General features: G+C 64.2%; 17 protein-coding genes. 7 read left to right on the forward strand and 10 right to left on the reverse strand.

Annotated elements, in window-relative coordinates:
* The first annotated feature begins 381 nt into the window (after positions 1–381).
* The 4 genes from OKW41_RS45630 to OKW41_RS45645 all read left to right on the forward strand — a co-directional run bounded on the left by OKW41_RS45630 (position 382) and on the right by OKW41_RS45645 (position 4,669).
* A complete protein-coding gene (locus OKW41_RS45630) occupies positions 382–1,317 on the forward strand; it encodes a spermidine synthase (RefSeq protein ID WP_429576445.1) in 936 nt (311 codons plus the stop codon).
* Positions 1,318–1,626: 309 nt separating this feature from the next.
* On the forward strand, positions 1,627–1,869 hold the full coding sequence (locus OKW41_RS45635) for a DUF3311 domain-containing protein (RefSeq protein WP_184059463.1): 243 nt from the start codon (positions 1,627–1,629) through the stop codon (positions 1,867–1,869).
* Complete coding sequence (gene mctP, locus OKW41_RS45640) at positions 1,866–3,416, forward strand: monocarboxylate uptake permease MctP (protein ID WP_429576446.1); 1,551 nt, start codon at positions 1,866–1,868, stop codon at positions 3,414–3,416. Before OKW41_RS45635 ends, mctP begins: the two co-directional genes overlap by 4 nt.
* Positions 3,417–3,544: 128 nt before the next feature.
* The gene (locus tag OKW41_RS45645) at positions 3,545–4,669 is read left to right on the forward strand and encodes an FUSC family protein (protein WP_429576447.1); all 1,125 of its coding nucleotides are present in this window, start codon (positions 3,545–3,547) and stop codon (positions 4,667–4,669) included.
* Positions 4,670–4,696: 27 nt separating this feature from the next.
* Here OKW41_RS45645 and OKW41_RS45650 read toward each other — a convergent pair whose 3' ends face one another.
* The 5 genes from OKW41_RS45650 to OKW41_RS45670 all read right to left on the reverse strand — a co-directional run bounded on the left by OKW41_RS45650 (position 4,697) and on the right by OKW41_RS45670 (position 9,869).
* Positions 4,697–5,116, reverse strand: coding sequence for a VOC family protein (locus OKW41_RS45650; RefSeq protein WP_429452372.1), 420 nt, complete (start codon positions 5,114–5,116; stop codon positions 4,697–4,699).
* 254 nt (positions 5,117–5,370) lie between these two features.
* A complete protein-coding gene (gene tal / locus OKW41_RS45655) occupies positions 5,371–6,327 on the reverse strand; it encodes a transaldolase (protein WP_429576448.1) in 957 nt (318 codons plus the stop codon).
* Positions 6,328–6,540: 213 nt separating this feature from the next.
* Entirely contained in the window at positions 6,541–7,761 is a 1,221-nt protein-coding gene (locus OKW41_RS45660) for a benzoate/H(+) symporter BenE family transporter (protein WP_429452368.1), read from the reverse strand.
* A gap of 61 nt (positions 7,762–7,822) precedes the next feature.
* On the reverse strand, positions 7,823–8,998 hold the full coding sequence (locus tag OKW41_RS45665; RefSeq protein WP_018419886.1) for a vWA domain-containing protein: 1,176 nt from the start codon (positions 8,996–8,998) through the stop codon (positions 7,823–7,825).
* Between the two features lie 28 nt (positions 8,999–9,026).
* Positions 9,027–9,869 (reverse strand): AAA family ATPase, encoded by an 843-nt coding sequence (locus OKW41_RS45670; RefSeq protein ID WP_090803635.1) that lies wholly within the window; start codon positions 9,867–9,869, stop codon positions 9,027–9,029.
* Between the two features lie 322 nt (positions 9,870–10,191).
* Here OKW41_RS45670 and OKW41_RS45675 point away from each other — a divergent pair, with 322 nt between their 5' ends.
* Positions 10,192–10,560, forward strand: a complete 369-nt coding sequence (locus tag OKW41_RS45675) for a c-type cytochrome (RefSeq protein ID WP_429452366.1) — start codon at positions 10,192–10,194, stop codon at positions 10,558–10,560.
* A 46-nt stretch (positions 10,561–10,606) separates the two neighbouring features.
* Entirely contained in the window at positions 10,607–10,987 is a 381-nt protein-coding gene (locus OKW41_RS45680) for a c-type cytochrome (protein WP_429576449.1), read from the forward strand.
* 126 nt (positions 10,988–11,113) lie between these two features.
* Here the strand turns inward: OKW41_RS45680 and OKW41_RS45685 are convergent, their stop codons facing one another.
* From OKW41_RS45685 to rsxB, 3 genes are all read right to left on the reverse strand, one after another.
* Complete coding sequence (locus OKW41_RS45685; protein WP_429576450.1) at positions 11,114–11,548, reverse strand: DUF1841 family protein; 435 nt, start codon at positions 11,546–11,548, stop codon at positions 11,114–11,116.
* Between the two features lie 145 nt (positions 11,549–11,693).
* Positions 11,694–12,338 carry an endonuclease III gene (gene nth, locus OKW41_RS45690; protein ID WP_429576451.1) on the reverse strand — a complete coding sequence of 215 codons (645 nt, stop codon included), beginning with the start codon at positions 12,336–12,338 and terminating at the stop codon, positions 11,694–11,696.
* A 43-nt stretch (positions 12,339–12,381) separates the two neighbouring features.
* Positions 12,382–13,287: an electron transport complex subunit RsxB gene (gene rsxB / locus OKW41_RS45695; RefSeq protein ID WP_429576452.1), complete on the reverse strand. Its 906-nt coding sequence runs from the start codon at positions 13,285–13,287 to the stop codon at positions 12,382–12,384.
* 240 nt (positions 13,288–13,527) lie between these two features.
* Between rsxB and OKW41_RS45700 the strand changes: the two genes are divergently transcribed.
* Positions 13,528–14,160 carry a TetR family transcriptional regulator gene (locus OKW41_RS45700; protein WP_013088849.1) on the forward strand — a complete coding sequence of 211 codons (633 nt, stop codon included), beginning with the start codon at positions 13,528–13,530 and terminating at the stop codon, positions 14,158–14,160.
* Positions 14,161–14,283: 123 nt separating this feature from the next.
* On the opposite strand, the gene OKW41_RS45705 is transcribed toward OKW41_RS45700, so the two are convergent.
* Together OKW41_RS45705 and OKW41_RS45710 are read right to left on the reverse strand one after the other, a co-directional pair.
* The gene (locus tag OKW41_RS45705) at positions 14,284–15,561 is read right to left on the reverse strand and encodes a polyhydroxyalkanoate depolymerase (protein WP_429452356.1); all 1,278 of its coding nucleotides are present in this window, start codon (positions 15,559–15,561) and stop codon (positions 14,284–14,286) included.
* Positions 15,562–15,740: 179 nt separating this feature from the next.
* A complete protein-coding gene (locus tag OKW41_RS45710) occupies positions 15,741–17,630 on the reverse strand; it encodes a glycoside hydrolase family 15 protein (protein ID WP_429576453.1) in 1,890 nt (629 codons plus the stop codon).
* Positions 17,631–17,723 lie beyond the last annotated feature (93 nt).

Consider the following 17,723-nt stretch of genomic DNA (forward strand, 5'->3'; position numbering starts at 1 on the left):
GACGCGATGCGATGCATCGCACGGGTCGACAGCCATTCCTCGTATGCCCGTTTACGACATTGGGCAGGGGACTCTTTAACCGGCGGGAGAGGGCCGCACCGGGAGGAAATGCGCTGCAAGCTGCGGCTGGTGACGGAAAACGGCGATAAAGCGCCACGTGAATCGTTTGCGCGTGGCGTAATGGCGCAGGTTGGTCGCGACCCAGCCGTCGCAAAAATTTTTGGTTCTTCGAGGATGCCGAACTAAATCCGGCTTCGTCGTTGGCGGGTTGTGAGTTCGTTGAAAGCCGTTTGTGAGCGGTCGATTTGAATGAGCGAGTCGCGGCGAATGCTATGCTCTCGTTCGACCAAAAATATTGCGCCTGTCGCGCGACATCCCTACATGACGAATCTGATCAAGCGCGCTTCGGCCGAGGCGCGCGCTTTCCGTAACCGCGACGCCCAAGCCATCGGCGGTAAACAGAAAATGGCCCACAAAAAGGCGCCCAAATCCACGCGCAACGCGAGCGGCACCGTCGAGCACGACGCACACGACGCGCCGCAAATCGAAGCGCCGCGCAAGCCGCGCTTCGCACCGGTGACGTTCTCCGAAGAGGGCGGCGTGCGCTACCTGCATTTCGGCACGGAATGGGTGCAAGGCGCGATGCGTCTACGCAAGCCCGATCACATCGAACTCGAATACGCGCAGCAGATGATGGCCTGGCTGCTATTCCTCGAAACGCCGAAGCGCATCGTGCAGCTCGGGCTCGGCGCCGCGTCGCTGACCAAGTTCGCGCACCGCTTCCTGAAGAGCGCGAAGGTCGAGGCCGTCGAACTGAATCCGGCGGTCGTCGTGGCCGCGCGCACGATGTTCGAACTGCCGCCCGACGACGCGCGTCTGAGCGTGCATGAAAGCGACGCGTGGGACTTCGTCAACGAGAGCGCGAACCACGGCACCATCGGCGCGCTGCAGATCGACGTCTACGACGCGACCGCGCGCGGCCCGGTACTCGACAGCGTCGGCTTTTACCGTGCGGCACGCGCGTGTCTGACCGACGCGGGCATCGTCACGGTGAATCTGTTCGGCGATCATCCGAGCTTCGTGCGCAACATGAAGCGTCTGAACGAAGCCTTCGACGGTCGCGTCGTCGCGCTGCCCGAAGTGCACGACGGCAACCGTATCGCGATCGCCTTCTCGGGCCCCGCGCTCGACGTGCCGTTCACCGAGCTAGAGGCGCGCGCGAAGCTGATCGAAGCCGAGCTCGGCTTGCCGGCGCGCAAATGGATCAAGGGCCTGCGCGAATCGACGGGGCAGACGGGCGCATCGTTTGCGATCTGAGCGACGCCATCCCGCTTCGCTGAAGCGAAGCGCTGAGCGCTGAGTTCTGATCAGCGCACGGAGAATGAAGCGGCCGTACCGGCGTATCGGTCGGCATGGCCGCTTTGCTTCCGGTATTTTTTTCACGTCTACGCTGCAACGTCATCCAGCCTGCATCGTTGGCGCTTCCGTCGCGTTGTTGGACGCCGACGCGCCTCGGGTCGTCCCTGCTTGACCGGGTGTTCGCCACTCCTATACTCTTTCGAAGCTTTCGGGGAGCCCGTGGCTGACCGCGGGCAGATAAATTCTAAATAGGAAACAGGAGACGTCATGGCTCACGACGCCGACGTGAAGAAAGCCAGCAAGCACTGGCTCTGGCTATTGCTGCTACCGTGGATCGCGATGATCTGGGTGCCGTCCTACAACCGGATCGAGCCGCAGCTGTTCGATTTCCCGTTCTTCTACTGGTATCAGCTGCTGTGGGTGCTGATCAGCGCGGTCATCACCGCGTTCGTCTATTCGAAGACCAGGTCCCGCTATACGGGTCGCACGAACGGGGGCGCGCAACGATGAACCCCATTGCAACTTTCGTCTTCGTTCTGTTTTTCATCGGCGTCACGATTCTCGGCTTCGTCGCGGCCCACTGGCGGCGCGGCGATCTCGCGCATATCGAAGAGTGGGGTCTCGGCGGCCGGCGCTTCGGCACGATCGTCACGTGGTTCCTGCTCGGCGGCGACCTGTACACCGCCTACACGTTCATCGCGGTGCCGGCGCTCGTGTTCGGTGCGGGCGCAACGGGCTTCTTCGCGCTGCCGTACACGATCCTGATCTATCCGTTCGCGTTCGTCGTGTTCCCGAAGCTGTGGAGCGTCGCGAAGCGGCACGGCTACGTGACTTCGGCGGACTTCGTGTCGGCCCGCTACGGCAGCCGCATGCTCGCGCTCGCCGTCGCGGTCACCGGCATCGTCGCGACGATGCCGTACATCGCGCTGCAACTGGTCGGTATCGAAGTGGTGATCGGCGCGCTCGGTTTCGACACGACCGGCTTCGTCGGCGATCTGCCGCTGATCATCGCATTCGCGATCCTCGCGGCCTACACGTACACGTCGGGCCTGCGCGCGCCGGCCATGATCGCGGTCGTCAAGGACATCCTGATCTACGTGACGATCTTCGCCGCGATCATCGTGATTCCGCCGCAGCTGGGCGGCTTCGGCCATATCTTCGGCGCGGTCCCGCCGGCCAAGCTGCTGCTGAAGTCGCCGGACGTGTCGAGCCTGAACGGCTATAGCGCGTACGCGACGCTCGCGGTGGGTTCGGCGCTCGCGCTGTTCCTGTATCCGCACTCGATCACCGCGGTGCTGTCGTCGAAGTCGGGCAACACGATCCGCCGCAACATGGCGTTGCTGCCGGCGTATTCGCTGGTGCTCGGCCTGCTCGCGCTGCTCGGCTTCATGGCGCTCGCGGCCGGCGTGAAGGACATGCCGGAGTTCGCGCCGTACTTCAAGGCCTTCGGCCCGAACTTCGCAGTGCCGGCGCTGTTCCTGCACTTCTTCCCGTCGTGGTTCGTCGGCGTCGCGTTCGCGGCGATCGGTATCGGCGCGCTGGTGCCGGCGGCGATCATGTCGATCGCGGCGGCGAACCTGTACACGCGCAACGTGCACAAGGAGTTCGTCAACCGCAACATGACGCACGACCAGGAGACCAACGTCGCGAAGCTGGTGTCGCTGATCGTCAAGGTCGGCGCGGTGGCGTTCATTCTCGCTCTGCCGCTCACGTACGCGATCCAGTTGCAACTGCTCGGCGGGATCTGGATCATCCAGACGCTGCCGGCGATCGTGCTGGGTCTCTACACGCGCGTGCTCGACTACCGGGGTCTGTTGCTCGGCTGGGCGGCAGGTATCGCGACCGGCACGTGGATGGCGATTTCGTTGAACCTCGCGAGCTCGATCTTCACGATCCATCTGTTCGGCATGGCGATTCCGGGCTATGCGGCGGTGTGGTCGCTGGTCGTGAACCTCGTGGTGTCGGTCGTCGTGAGCCTGATCGTGCGCGCGGTGGGCATGCAGCGCGCCGAGGACCGTACGCGTCCGGAGGACTACCTGGACATCGTCGAAGGCTGATTCCAGCTGCAATTCACGTTCTGAAACACGCAACGCCCGCCGACGGAAGTTGGCGGGCGTTTGTGTTTGCGGGGCACTCCAGGGCAGGATAGCGGAACCGTCCTTTCACGCGTTCGCCGCGCGCCGCCATGGCTGCTGCCGATACTCCCACTTTGATTCCCCGCCGCGCGGCGCTCAGCCGGATGGTGCGCGCGGTCACGTCGCCGTACTACCGCTACCGGCACGCCAAGGTGCTGCATAGCCTGCGCGTCGGCCTCGCGATGCTGGTGTCGATTCTCGCGACGACCGGCATCGATATTCCGCACGGCATCTGGTCGTCGGTGACGCTGCTGGTCGTGATCGGCGGCTTGCAGCATCACGGCAATATCCGCAAGAAAGCGGCCGAACGCGCGGCCGGCACGCTGCTCGGGGCATCGATCGGGCTCCTGCTGATCGTGCAACAGCACTTCATCGGTTCGCTGCCGCTCACCTATGGGCTGGAGGCGATCATCGCGTCGATCTGCGCGTGGTTCGCGATTGGCTCGTCCGGCTATATCGGGCTCCTGACCGCCATCACGATGTGCATCGTCGCGGGCCACGGCGACAATCTGATCGACGTCGGCCTGTGGCGCACGCTGAACGTGCTGATCGGTATCGTCATCGCGCTGGCGTTTTCGTTCGCGTTTCCGCTGCACGCGACGTATTCGTGGCGCGACGGCCTCGCCGCCAATCTGCGCGAATGCGCGGGCATCTACGCGCGGCTGCTCGACGGCGAAACGATCACCGAGGAGGAGCAGATCAAGCGCTTCCTGCGGATCAACAAGCGGCTCGTGCAACTGCGCTCGCTGATGCCGTCGGTCGCGAAGGAAATCGACGTGCCGCAGTCGAGGCTCGAGGAGATCCAGCGGCTGCATCGCTCGGTGCTCAGCTCGCTGGAACTGCTTGCCACGGGGCCGCTGATGAACGCCGATGCCGCCGCGCGCACCGCCTATGCAGCGCATTGCGGCGCCGAGGTGCGCGCCGTGCGGGCGATCCTGTTGTCCACCGCGCGCGGGCTGCGTTTTGGCCGTGCGTCGCGCGTTGGCATTCCGGCCGCGGCGCCGCTCGCGAAGGGGCACGGCGACGTGGCCACCGCGTTGCCGCCCGACTGGCAAGGGCCGTACTGGCTCGGTCAGCGGCTCGCGGAGCAGGTAGACCGGTTGCGCGCGCTATTGCTGGAGACCGAGCCGAACTGGAACATCGAGCGGCGCGAGCGGGCGACGCGTGGTAGGTAGGTGCTAGCGCTGGTCTGCCCCTAAGCCTCAAACCTGCGGCGGCAGCGTGACCATCCACATCATGCCGAAGCGGTCCACCACCATTCCGAAGCCCTTGCTCCAGAACGTTTGCTGGAACGGCATCACGACCTGGCCGCCATCCGCGAGCGCGTTGAAGCATTTTTCCGCCGACGCGTCGTCATCGACGGTCAGCGACAGACTGAAGCCATTGAACGGGCCGGCCGCCGGATCGCAGTTGCCGTCGGAAGCCATCCACGTGCTCGAGCCCAGCTGCACGCTCGCGTGCATGATCTTGTCGGCGAGTTCGGGGCGTGGCGGATTGTGCGCGTCCGGCGGCGCTTCCTTGAACAGCATCTTGAAGGTCACCTGGGCGCCGAGCTTGTCGGTGTAGTAATCGAGCGCTTCCTGGCAACGGCCGTTGAAGAACACATAGGGCTGAACGTGCATGATCGTCTCCATGGTCAGGCGTTGGGCGGGCGCCGTCGTTCCTCGCCAGCGGCGGCGGGGAGGGGCGTGGAGTCGATTGTAGTCGGTGGCGGCGCGTCGATTGTGACGTGATGTCGCCGGTGGCGACGCAGCGTAAACGAGGAGCGGCGCTGAACCGTGAGGTCCAGCGCCGCCTGTCATGGATGGCATTCGCGCGGAGCCGCGCAGCGAGCGTGAGCGTCACTCAGCCAGCCACGCCCACCGCCTGCGGCGCCTCAGCGCAGCGTGTCGATCAGCTTTTCCAGCTTCACCGCGTCCGCGGCGAACGTGCGGATGCCTTCGGAGAGCTTCTCGGTCGCCATCGCTTCGTCGTTGAGGAGGAAGCGGAACGACTTCTCGTCGACCGGCACGCGCTCGATGTCCGCGTCGTCGTGCGATGTCTCCGGCGACAGCTTGCGTTCGACCTTGTGGGTGCTCTCATGCAGTTTCTGCAGCAGGTCGGGGCTGATCGTCAGCAGATCGCAGCCGGCCAGTTCCAGAATCTGCGAGGTCGTGCGAAAGCTCGCGCCCATCACCTCGGTCTTGTAGCCGAACTTCTTGTAGTACGCGTAGATGCGGCGCACCGACTTGACGCCCGGATCGTTGGCGCCGCCGTCTTTCGCTTCGTCCCACGCGCTGCCGGCGTTCTTCTTGTACCAGTCGTAGATGCGGCCGACGAACGGCGAGATCAGCTGCGCGCCAGCTTCCGCGGAGGCGGCGGCCTGCACGAGCGAAAACAGCAGCGTCATGTTGCAGTGGATGCCTTCCTTCTGCAGCACCTCGGCCGCGCGCACGCCTTCCCACGTCGACGCGAGCTTGATCAGCACGCGGTCGCGCTCGATGCCGTGTTCCTTGTACAGCGCGATCAGCTCGCGGCCTTTCGCGATCGAGCCTTCGACGTCGAACGACAGGCGCGCGTCGACTTCGGTCGACACCCGCCCCGGGATGATCTTCAGGATTTCGGTGCCGAAGGCGATCAGCAACTGGTCGATGATCGCGCCGGCCCGCTTCGACGCATGCGCCTTCACGGTCTTTTCGAGCAGCGGCCGGTAGTCGTCTTTCTGCACGGCCTTCAGAATCAGCGACGGATTGGTGGTCGCATCACGCGGCTTGTACTGCGCGAGCTGCTGGAAGTCGCCGGTGTCGGCCACCACGGTGGTGTATTGCTTGAGTTGGTCGAGTGCGGTTGTCATGTTCGGGCCTTCAGGGCGCGTGTGCGCCATGGTTCGGAGAAGTGAGGACGCCGCCGCGCCGGCAGGGGGAATCAGCCGGCGCCGGCGGCCGCGGGTCAAGCCGCAGCGCGTCCCACGATGGCTTGGGAAACGCTGCCGGATACATCTATTCTATGGCGGATCGCCGAGGACGGTATGAACACCGCGTATGGACAGCCGGGCGTGGCGATCCGTTCACACGCGGCGCGCGTTCAGCACGACTTGCGTCACCACGCCGGCGACGAGCCCCCAGAACGCCGAGCCGATCGACAGCAGTGTGAGTCCCGACGCGGTAACCATGAACGTGACGAGCGCCGCCTCGCGCTGCCTCGTATCCTGCATCGCATTGGCGAGCCCGCTCATGATCGAGCCGAACAGCGCGAGCGCCGCGACGGAGACGACCAACTCCTTCGGGAACGCCGCGAACAGCGCGGCGATCGTCGCGCCGAACACGCCCGCGAGCAGATAGAAAATGCCGCCCCATACGGCCGCTGTGTAGCGCCTGGCGGGGTTTTCGTGCGCTTCGGGGCCGGTACAGATCGCCGCCGTGATCGCCGCAAGATTGATGCCGTGCGAGCCAAACGGCGCGAGCAGCAGCGATGCGACGCCGGTCGTCGCGATCAGCGGCGCGGACGGGGTCGTATAGCCGTCGGCGCGCAGCACCGCGATGCCCGGCACGTTCTGCGAGGCCATCGCGACCACGAACAGCGGAATGCCGATGCTCACGCAAGCCGCCACCGAAAACGACGGCATCGTCAGCACCGGGTGCGCGAGCGCGACGTGAAAGTGGCTGAAGTCGAGCAGCCCGAGGCCGCCGGCGGCTGCGGTGCCTGCCACGAGCGTGGTCGGAATCGCATAACGCGGCACGAACCGTTTGACGATCAGGTAGGTAAAGAACATCGTCAGCACGAGCGCGGTCTGGTACTGCGCGGCACGGAAAATCTCGATGCCGATCTCGAACAGGATGCCCGCGAGCAGCGCTGCCGCAAGGCCGGACGGAATCCGCTTCATCAGCGCGTCGAACCAGCCGGTGACGCCGACCAGCGTCAGCAGCGCCGCGCAGAAGATGAATGCGCCGATCGCCTGCGCATACTCGACATGCGGCAGCGACGACACCAGCAGCGCCGCGCCCGGCGTCGACCATGCGATCACGATCGGCGCGCGAAAGCGCAGCGACAGGCCGATCGTGCAGAGGCCCATGCCGATCGACAGCGCCCAGATCCACGACGAAATCTGCGCGTCGCTCAGATGCGCGGCCTGGCCCGCCTGAAACATCAGCACGAGCGAGCTCGTGTAGCCGGTCATCGCCGCGACGAAGCCCGCGACGATCGTCGACAGCGACGTATCGGCAAGCGGATTGAAGCGCCTTTGCGACGTGGCGGCGGGGGACAGCTGGGGCGACGGGGACGAACTCATGCGAAGGCTTTCTTGTTGTGGAAGTTGAAGCGTCGGGACGTGGATTCTGGAACGGCGGGCGTTACTTGCTCAGCACCCGCATGGCCGTCTCGAGGCCCGCGAGCGTCAGCGGATACATGCGGTGGCCCAGCACTTCGCGGATCGCGCTGACCGACTGCCGGTACGGCCACAGCGCTTCCGGCTCCGGGTTCAGCCACGCGAAGTGCGGGAAGTGGTCGGCGAGACGGCGCAACCACACCGCGCCGGCCTCGGCGTTGTTGTACTCGACCGAGCCGCCGGGCTGCAACACTTCGTATGGGCTCATCGTCGCGTCGCCGACGAAGATCAGCTTGTAGTCGGGCGTGAACTTGTGCAGCACGTCCCACGTCGGTGTGCGCTCGGCGTGGCGGCGGCGGTTGTGCTTCCACAGGAAGTCGTACACGCAGTTGTGGAAGTAGTAGAACTCGAGGTGCTTGAACTCGGCCTTCGCGGCGGAGAACAGCTCCTCGGTGCGTTTCACGTGATCGTCCATCGAGCCGCCGACGTCGAGCAGCATCAGCACCTTCACGTTGTTGTGCCGCTCGGGCACCATCTTCAGATCGAGCCAGCCGGCGTTCGCGGCGGTGCTGCGGATCGTGTCGGGCAAATCGAGTTCTTCCGCGGCGCCTTCGCGGGCGAACCGGCGCAACCGTCGCAGCGCGACCTTGATGTTGCGCGTGCCGATTTCGACCTGGTCGTCGTAGTCGCGATACGCGCGCGCTTCCCATACCTTGACGGCCGTGCGATTGCCGGCCGCGTCGCCGCCGATGCGCACGCCTTCGGGGTTATAGCCGCCGTGACCGAACGGCGACGTGCCGCCCGTCCCGATCCATTTGTTGCCGCCCTCGTGGCGCTCTTTCTGCTCGTCGAACAGTTCCTTCAGGCGCTCCATCAGCTTGTCGATGCCGCCCATCGCCTCGATCTGCGCCTTTTCCTCGGGCGACAGATCGCGTTGCAGCTTCTTCTTCAGCCAGTCGGGCGGAATCTCGAACGCGAGCTCCGAGGTCGCCGCGACACCGTTGAAAAAGGCGCCGAACGCCTGGTCGAACTTGTCGAAGTACTGCTCGTCCTTCACGAGCGTGATGCGCGAGAGGTAGTAGAACTCGTCGAGCGACGGCGCGATCACGTTGGCCTTCAGCGCTTCGAGCAGCGTCAGGTATTCCTTCACCGAGACCGGCAGGCGGGCGGCGCGCAGCGAGTAGAAAAAGTCGATCAGCATGCTGGATGTCCTGCGGCGCGGCGCCCGCTCAACGGTTGTTGCGGTTCATGAACAGCAGCCGCTCGAACAGGCTCACGTCCTGTTCGTTCTTCAGCAGCGCGCCGTGCAGGGGCGGCACGATCTGCTTCTGATCGGCCGAGCGCAGTGCTTCGGGCGGAATGTCTTCGGCGAGCAGCAGCTTGAGCCAGTCGAGCAGTTCGGAGGTGGACGGCTTCTTCTTCAGCCCCGCGACGTTGCGCAGCTCGAAGAAGCTCTGCAGCGCCGCGGCGAGCAGATCCTTCTTGATGCCGGGGTAGTGCACGTCGACGATTTGCTGCATCGTCGTCGCATCCGGAAACCTGATGTAGTGGAAGAAGCAGCGGCGCAGGAACGCGTCGGGCAACTCCTTCTCGTTGTTCGACGTGATGATCACGAGCGGGCGATGTCTGGCGCGCACCAGCTCGCGCGTCTCGTACACGTAGAACTCCATGCGGTCGAGTTCGCGCAGCAGGTCGTTCGGGAATTCGATGTCGGCTTTGTCGATCTCGTCGATCAGCAGCACGCTCTGCTCGTCCGATTCGAACGCCTGCCACAGCACGCCCTTGACGATGTAGTTGCGGATGTCCTTCACGCGCTCGTCGCCGAGCTGCGAATCGCGCAGACGCGACACCGCGTCGTATTCGTACAACCCCTGCTGTGCCTTGGTGGTCGACTTGATGTGCCATTGCAAGAGCGGCATGCCGAGCGCGGCGGCGACTTCCTCGGCGAGCATGGTCTTGCCGGTGCCTGGTTCGCCCTTGATCAGCAGCGGACGCTTGAGCGTCATCGCGGCGTTGACCGCGAGCTTGAGGTCGTCGGTGGCGACGTACTGCGATGAGCCTTCGAAACGCATGACGAGATGCTCTTGTGCGGGAAAAAACCCAGTATAAGTCAGAAGGCCTGTTGGCCTGAAACCGTCTCACGTATGGTGTCAGCCGCGCAGTGACGCGGCGGCGGTGCCGCTGTGGCGTCGTTGCGAAGCCGCCGCGGTCGTGGCGTGGGGCCCCGTCCCGGCGGGCGTTGCGCGGCCCCCGTGTCTGGTGGACGTTCGGCGCGGCGTCGCGGTACAATGAGCCCGATTTTTTTGGCCTGCGTGGCTACCCTACAAGAAAAGAAGAACGGCGCGGACCGCTGCCTTTGTGGGCACCCGTTTCCCCTCAAGCCAGGTTACATCTATGAATAAATTCGTCGGCAAACACGTCGTGATCGCAGCGCTGTCGGTGCTCGCGGGGTATGCGGCCAATGCGCAGGCAGCGGATGTCGTAGGCAGCGCCAAGGCGGGCCAGGACAAGGTCGCGATGTGTATCGGCTGCCACGGCATCCCTGAATACCGCACGGCTTATCCAGAGGTTTTCCGCGTGCCGATGCTCGGTGGCCAGAATCAGGCGTACCTCGAAAACGCGCTGCGCGCCTACAAGAAGGGCGACCGCCATTTCGCCACGATGCACGCGATCGCGGTGACGCTGTCGGATCAGGACATTGCCGATGTCGCCGCGTACTACGCAGCGCAAACTGCCGCTTCGAAAAACAATCCCGACAAGTGATCGGCGTCGGTCACCAGCACATCCAATTCGCGGGATAGGAGATTTCATGATCAAGCCCCAACAGGCACTCCAGACGGTATTCAAGGCGGTCGGCGCTGCGGCGGTAATCGGTCTGGCCGCGGCGACCGCAGCACACGCGGCCGACGCCGGCAACGGTAAGGTGCTCTCCGACAGCCACAACTGCGCGGCCTGCCACGGTCCCAACCTGAACAAGCCGGTGAGCCCGGAGTATCCGAAGCTGGCCGGTCAGCACGCCGACTATGTCTTCTGGGCGCTGCGTCAGTACCAGATGGGTACTGGCAATCCACACCTCGGCCGCAACAACGCGATCATGCAGGCACAGGTGCAGAGCCTGTCGCTAGGCGACATGAAGGACATCGCCGCTTACGTCGAATCGCTGAAAGGCGACCTCGTGCAGAAAAAGTAAGCGTCGGGCGCCGGTTTCGCGCCGAAGCTTCAAAAGCAAAACACCCCGCCTTGGCGGGGTGTTTTGCTTTGAGGGCGTCGTACCTCGGCGTGCTGGCGTCGTGCCGCGCCGGAGTTTCCAGTCGCCTCAGTCGCGCGTCGCGCGCCGTTCGATGCGTTGCAGATACGCGTGTGTGTCCGGCGGCGTGCCGGTGCGCTGCGCTTCCCAGATGGTTTCGCCGAGGCAGTCCATGATCGCGTGCTGCGCCTCGTGCGTCGAGCCGAGGCGCGCGGCGAGCCGCTCATGCGCGGCTCGAATGCCGGGCGGCTGATCGATCGACAACTGCTCGGAGATCGCCAGGTGCATCGACAGGTGCAGGAACGGATTGGTCTGGCCGCGCTCCGGCGAATAGTCCTGCGCCTGGGCGGCGGGACCATCGGCGAGATCGGCGTGATATTCGGGATGCTCGACGATCCAGTCGGCGGCGATCGCCTCGAGCGGCGTCAAAATCTCGCCCTGGCGCTGTTTGCGCCAGGTGTCGGTGAAAAAGAGGCGAACTTCGTCGCGGCTGGGATTGAACATCGTGGAACCGGTGCGTGGGAGTGGAGGCGCGGAGCGCGACGGTGCGTGTCCGCAGTGCCCGCTGCGCCGTAAGACACTATTTTACGCGGCGGCCGCGTGGGCTGCAGGCGCGCTGCACGGCCTCGGGTCTCGAACTGGGCCGGCCTTATAGATCGGGTGGCGGAGTCTTCGGCCGGAACTCGCACAGCGGCTCGATCGCGCAATGCCAGCATTCGGGGCGGCGCGCCTTGCACACGTAGCGTCCATGCAGGATCAGCCAGTGGTGCGCATCCTGCCTGAATTCGGCAGGCGTGAATTTTTCGAGTGCCGCTTCGACCGCGCGCACGTCCTTGCCGGGCGCGAGGCCGGTGCGGTTGGCGACGCGGAAAATGTGAGTGTCGACCGCGATGGTCGAATGGCCGAATGCGGTGTTCAGGATCACGTTGGCCGTTTTGCGGCCGACACCGGGCAGCCCTTCGAGTGCCGCGCGATCCTCGGGCACCTCGCCGCCATACCGGTCGAGCAGAATGCGGCAGGTCGCGATCACGTTCTTCGCCTTCGTGCGATACAGACCGATCGTCTTGATATAGCTCGCGACACCTTCCTCGCCGAGGTCGAACACCTTCTGCGGCGTGTTCGCGACCGGGAACATCCTGCGCATCGCCTTGTTGACCGACACGTCGGTCGCCTGCGCCGACAACAGCACCGCGATCAGCAGTTCGAACGGCGTCGTGTACTCGAGCTCGGTGGTCGGATGCGGATTGAGGCTCTGAAGCGTTTCGTAGATCGCGCGGCGTTTGTTCGCGTTCATGCGGAGCGGGTCCGTGTGAGTGGGCCGGGTTGCGTCGGCGTGGTCAGCGCGCGGTTGGCGGCGAGTTGGACGGCGGATTGGACTCGTTTGACTCATTTGACTCGTCGGACTGCTGCTCCGAGCCGGGCGTGTCGCCACCGCTGGCAAGACCGAGACGGCGGCGGCGCGCTTCGGCGGCGTCGATCTGTGCCTGCACGTCGGCGCTGACGTTCTCGGTGTTCAGCGGTCCCTCGCCTTTCGCGGCCAAGTCTTCCTTCTTCTTGCGCGCGCGTTCGAGCGCGGCCTGGATGATCGCGCGTTTCTTCGCTTCCGCGTCGTCCGCAATCGGGGCGGCGGGAGCCTCGGACGGCACTGTTGCGCCGCTTGCCGCAAGCGCGTCCGGCGCAGCCGGCGGCGCGCTTGCGGCTCGCCGCGCCGCAGCGCGCGCTTCGGCGGCGTCGCGCTCGCGCGCGAGACGGGTCTCGTGGCGGTTATGACGCGCCCGCGCCGCGTCCGCGTGGCTTTGGCTCCATGCATCCCAGCCGGTGGCCTCACCGGTCACGGGGAGCATCGTGATGCAGTCGACCGGGCAGGGCGGCACGCACAGGTCGCAGCCGGTGCATAGCTCGGCGACCACGGTGTGCATCTGTTTCGGTGCGCCAACTATCGCGTCGACCGGACACGCCTGCATGCACAGCGTGCAGCCGATGCACACCTGTTCGTCGATAACCGCCAACGGACGCGGACGTTCGACGCCATTGGCCGAATTGAGCGGAATCACCGGTTTGCCGAGCAGCGCGGCGAGGCGCGCGATGCCCTCGGCGCCGCCGGGCGGGCACTGGTTATAGTTCGCCTCGCCATTGGCGACGGCTTCGGCATACGGACGGCATGCGGGATAACCGCACTTCGTGCATTGCGTTTGGGGCAGCAGATCTTCGATGCGATCCGCGAGTGTTTTGACGTCTGTCACGGTTGCGGCGCGGGGGTTTGCCGTGCGATCGCACGACCTGAACTAAATAGCACATTATCGCCGATTTCCCGGATTGCCATTCGCAATCCATGTGCCATAATCGAAGCGCTTCATTCGAAAGACCGCAGAAAAGGGTGTGTTTCCCAACCACGACGCGCCCGCTAAACGCCGCCACAAAAAGGCTCGAGGAGAGGCCGGCGGCGCGATCCGGAGAACGCGGCTCACGAAGACGATGCCACCATGAATCAGCCGAAAATCAAAAGAGATCCTGAAGGCACGAGGCGCCGCATCTTGCTCGCGGCGGCGGAAGAGTTTGCAAATGGAGGGTTGTTCGGCGCGCGGGTCGATCAGATCGCTCGCCGCGCGGAAACCAATGAACGAATGCTCTATTACTACTTCGGTAGCAAGGAGCAGCTATTCACCGCGGTACTCGAGCACGCGTTCAGCGCACTCAACGAAGCGGAACGCACGCTCGAACTCAACGGAATCGCGCCGGTCGAGGCGGTTACGCGTCTCGCGCATTTCGTGTGGGACTACTACCGCGATCATCCCGAGTTGTTGAGGCTCATCAACAACGAGAATCTGCATGAAGCACGCTATATGCAGAAGTCCACGCGCATACGCGAAATGATTTCGCCGATCGTCGCCACGCTCGGCGGCATTCTCGAACGTGGGCAGCGCGCGGGGCTGTTTCGCACGAACATCGACCCGCTGCGCTTTTACGTGACGCTCTCGGGCATGGGCTACTACATCGTGTCGAACCGTTTCACGCTCGAGGCGACGCTCGGCCGCGATTTCAGCAGCGCCGCCGAACGCAGCGAGGTGATTCAGATGAATACCGAACTGCTGCTCGCGTATCTGTTGAGAAAGTAACGGGTAGTGCCGCGGTGAACATGGCCGCGGCAAAAAATCAGTATCACGAACAAAGCGCGATAAAAAAGCCAACGGCCTCGAACGGGACCGTTGGCTTTTTATATGCTAATGCAAGTTTAATGCTCAGGCTTCGACTTTTTCTTTCGTCGTTTTTGCTGCCTTGTTGTGCTCGAGAATGAAGTCGCGCAATTGCGGGTAAATGATCGTGCGCCAGCGGCGGCCCGAGAAAATGCCGTAGTGGCCGCATTTCTCCGCAGTGAAGTGACGCTTGTTCTTCGCCGGAATGCCGCTGCACAAGTCGTGCGCCGCGTAAGTCTGGCCGTCGCCGGATATGTCGTCGAGTTCACCTTCGATCGTAAACAGCGCGGTCGTCGTGATGTCCTGCGGCCGCACCGGTTCGCCGTTGACGACCCACGTGCCCTCGGCAAGACGGAACTCCTGGAACACGACGCGGATCGTGTCGAGGTAATAATCGGCATCCATGTCGAGCACCGCGTTGTACTCGTCGTAGAACCGGCGGTGCGCTTCGGCGTCGTCCTCGTCGCCGCGCAGCAGGCTCTGGTAGAAATCCCAGTGCGACGCCGCGTGACGCTCCGGATTCATCGCGACGAAACCGGTGTGCTGCAGGAAGCCGGGATAGACCTTGCGGCCCGCGCCGGGATAGTTCGGCGGCACCGTGAAGATCACGTTGTTCTCGAACCACTCGTACGAGTGTTGCGTGGCCAGTGAATTGACCGAGGTCGGGCTCTTTCGAGCGTCGATCGGGCCGCCCATCATCGTCATCGTGCGCGGCGTGTCCTCGCCGCGGCTCGCCATCAGCGAAATGGCGGCGAGCACCGGCACGGTCGGCTGGCACACCGAGATCACGTGAAGATTCTTCGCGCCGATATGGCGAATGAATTCCTGGATATACGCGATGTAGTCGTTCAGACCGAACCAGCCGGCTTCTAGCGGCACCATGCGCGCGTCGAGCCAGTCGGTGATGTAGACCTTGTGGTCTTGCAGCAACGTGCGCACGGTATCGCGTAGCAGTGTGGCGTGGTGTCCTGACAACGGTGCGCAGACGAGCACGACCGGTTCGTCTTTCAGTTGGCTGACAGCTTCGCTGTCGTCCGCGAAGCGCTTGAAGCGCATCAGACGGCAGAACGGCTTTTCGATGAACGTCTGCTCGACGATCGGAATGTTATGGCCGTCTTTGACAATCTGGTGAATATTGAACTCGGGCTTTTCATAGTCCTTGCCGAGCCGGTAAAGCAGTTCGTAGCCGGCGGAAAGGCGCGTGGCGCCCGGCACATAGGCTAGCGGACTGGCCGGATTCGCAAATGATTTCGATGCGGCCTGAGCCCAGGCGGTGAGGGGGCTCAACATCGCCCGCTGGAATTCGTGAAATTGATAGAGCATGTTTGCTCCGTATTAAGCGGTTCGCATGGGGCTTCGCAAACACGCGTGAGGCGTTGCGGCGGGCCATTGTGGTTGTAGGCACATTATTGTCGGCCGACAGTCAGATCGATAATATCGAATAAGGCAAATTTGTGCAATGCAACAATATTCGCATTCAGTGTACGCAAATTGTCACTGCGTCATGCTAACGGCGATGCTGCTCCGCCGCTATCAGGGCTTGCCTGAACCTCAAGCTTCATCGCGTGGATGCCGTTATGCGCCGGATGGCCGGTCGCCTGCGCCATCTCCTGCTCGTGCTTCATCAGATTCAGTCCGGTGTGCACGAGCGCGACGTGGGAGAACGCCTGCGGAAAATTGCCGACGAGACGTTTATCGACCGGGTCGTACTCCTCGGACAGCAGGCCGACGTCGTTGCACAGCGCGAGCAGCCGCTCGTACATCTCGATTGCTTCCTGCACGCGACCCTGCAGCGCAAGGTTATCCACCATCCAGAACGAACACGCAAGAAAGGTGCCTTCCCCCGGTGGCAAGCCGTCGTCGTATTCCGTGGTGCGGTAGCGCAGCACGAAGCCGCCGTGCATCAGGTCCCGCTCGATCGCCTCGACCGTGCCCTTGATGCGCGGATCGTGCGGCGGCAGGAAGGCGACCAGCGGCATCAGAAGCACGCTCGCGTCGAGCTGATCGCTGCCGTAGTACTGCGAGAACGCGTTGAGCTCCGGATTCCACGCCTTCTCGCAGACCTCGGCGTGGATCGTGTCACGCATCGCGCGCCATTCGTCGAGGGGGCCGTCGAGCTTGAACATTTCGGCCGAGCGGATCGCGCGGTCGAACGCGACCCACGCCATCACCTTCGAGAACGTGAAATGCTCGGGGCCGCCGCGCGTCTCCCAGATGCCTTCGTCGGGTTCGCGCCAGATCGTGCTCAGGTGCTCGAGCATCGCGCGCTGCACGCTCCACGCGGTGACGTCCGCCTGCAGGCCGCCGACGCGCGCCAGATGCAGCGCGTTCATCACTTCGCCGTAGACGTCGAGCTGACGCTGCCCGACCGCATTGTTGCCGATGCGCACCGGTTTCGCGCCCTCGTAGCCGGGCAGCCAGTCGATTTCGGATTCGGGCAGGCGCCGCTCGCCGCCGATGCCGTACATGATCTGCAACTGGTCCGGCGCGCCCGCCATCACGCGGCCGAGCCAGCTGCGCCAGGCGCGCGCTTCGTCGTAGTAGCCGCCGCGCATCATCGCGAGCAGCGTGATGGTCGCGTCGCGCAGCCAGCAGTAGCGGTAGTCCCAGTTGCGCGTGCCGCCGAGCCGCTCGGGCAGCGACGTGGTGGGCGCCGCGACGATGCCGCCGGTCGGCTCGTAGGCGAGCGCGCGCAGCGTGATCAGCGAGCGGCGGATCGGCCCGGCCCAGCGTCCTTCGACGGTGCCGCGCGCCGCCCATTCGAGCCAGTGGTTCTCGGTGCGCGCGAGCGACGTGTGCGGATCGCGCGCGGGCGGAATGCGCAGATGCGACGCCCCGTACGCGAGCGAGAACGGCACGCGCTCGCCCTCGGTTACCGTGAATTCCGCGACGGTCTTCATGTCTTCGCCATGCAGTTCGACCGGCGTGCGCAGCACCGCGTTGTCGGGGCCGACGATCGCCTTGATGCCGCTGTCGTGCTTGAGCTTGTCGACCCACGGAATCGAGAAGCCGTAGTCGAAGCGCAGCACGAGTTCCATCTTCATGCGCACGGTGCCGCGCTTGCCGACGACGATGCGGATCAGCTCCGACCAGCCGTTGCCGGGCGGCATGAAATCGATCAGCGTGACGGCGCCGTCGGGCGTTTCGAAGTCGGTTTCGAGGATCAGCGTTTCGCCGCGATAGCGCCGCGTGATGGTCGGCGCGCCGTGCTCGCCCTCGGTGGCGGGGGCGAGCAGCCAACGGCCGTTGTCGGGCGAGCCGAGCAGCGCGGCGAAGCAGGCGCCCGAGTCGAAGCGCGGCCAGCAGAGCCAGTCGACGGAACCCTCGCGGGAGATGAGCGCGGCGGTATGGCCATCGCCGATGAGTGCGTAGTCTTCGATGTGTGCAGGCATGGAAAGCGTGTCGGAAAACGAGTCGTTATTACGGACGGCGACAGCAGCCGCGCTTCGAGTGGGTGTTATTACCGGACCACGATCGGCAGTGTT

It is taken from the genome of Paraburkholderia sp. UCT70, from assembly GCF_050434085.1.
GTDB lineage: Bacteria > Pseudomonadota > Gammaproteobacteria > Burkholderiales > Burkholderiaceae > Paraburkholderia > Paraburkholderia tuberum.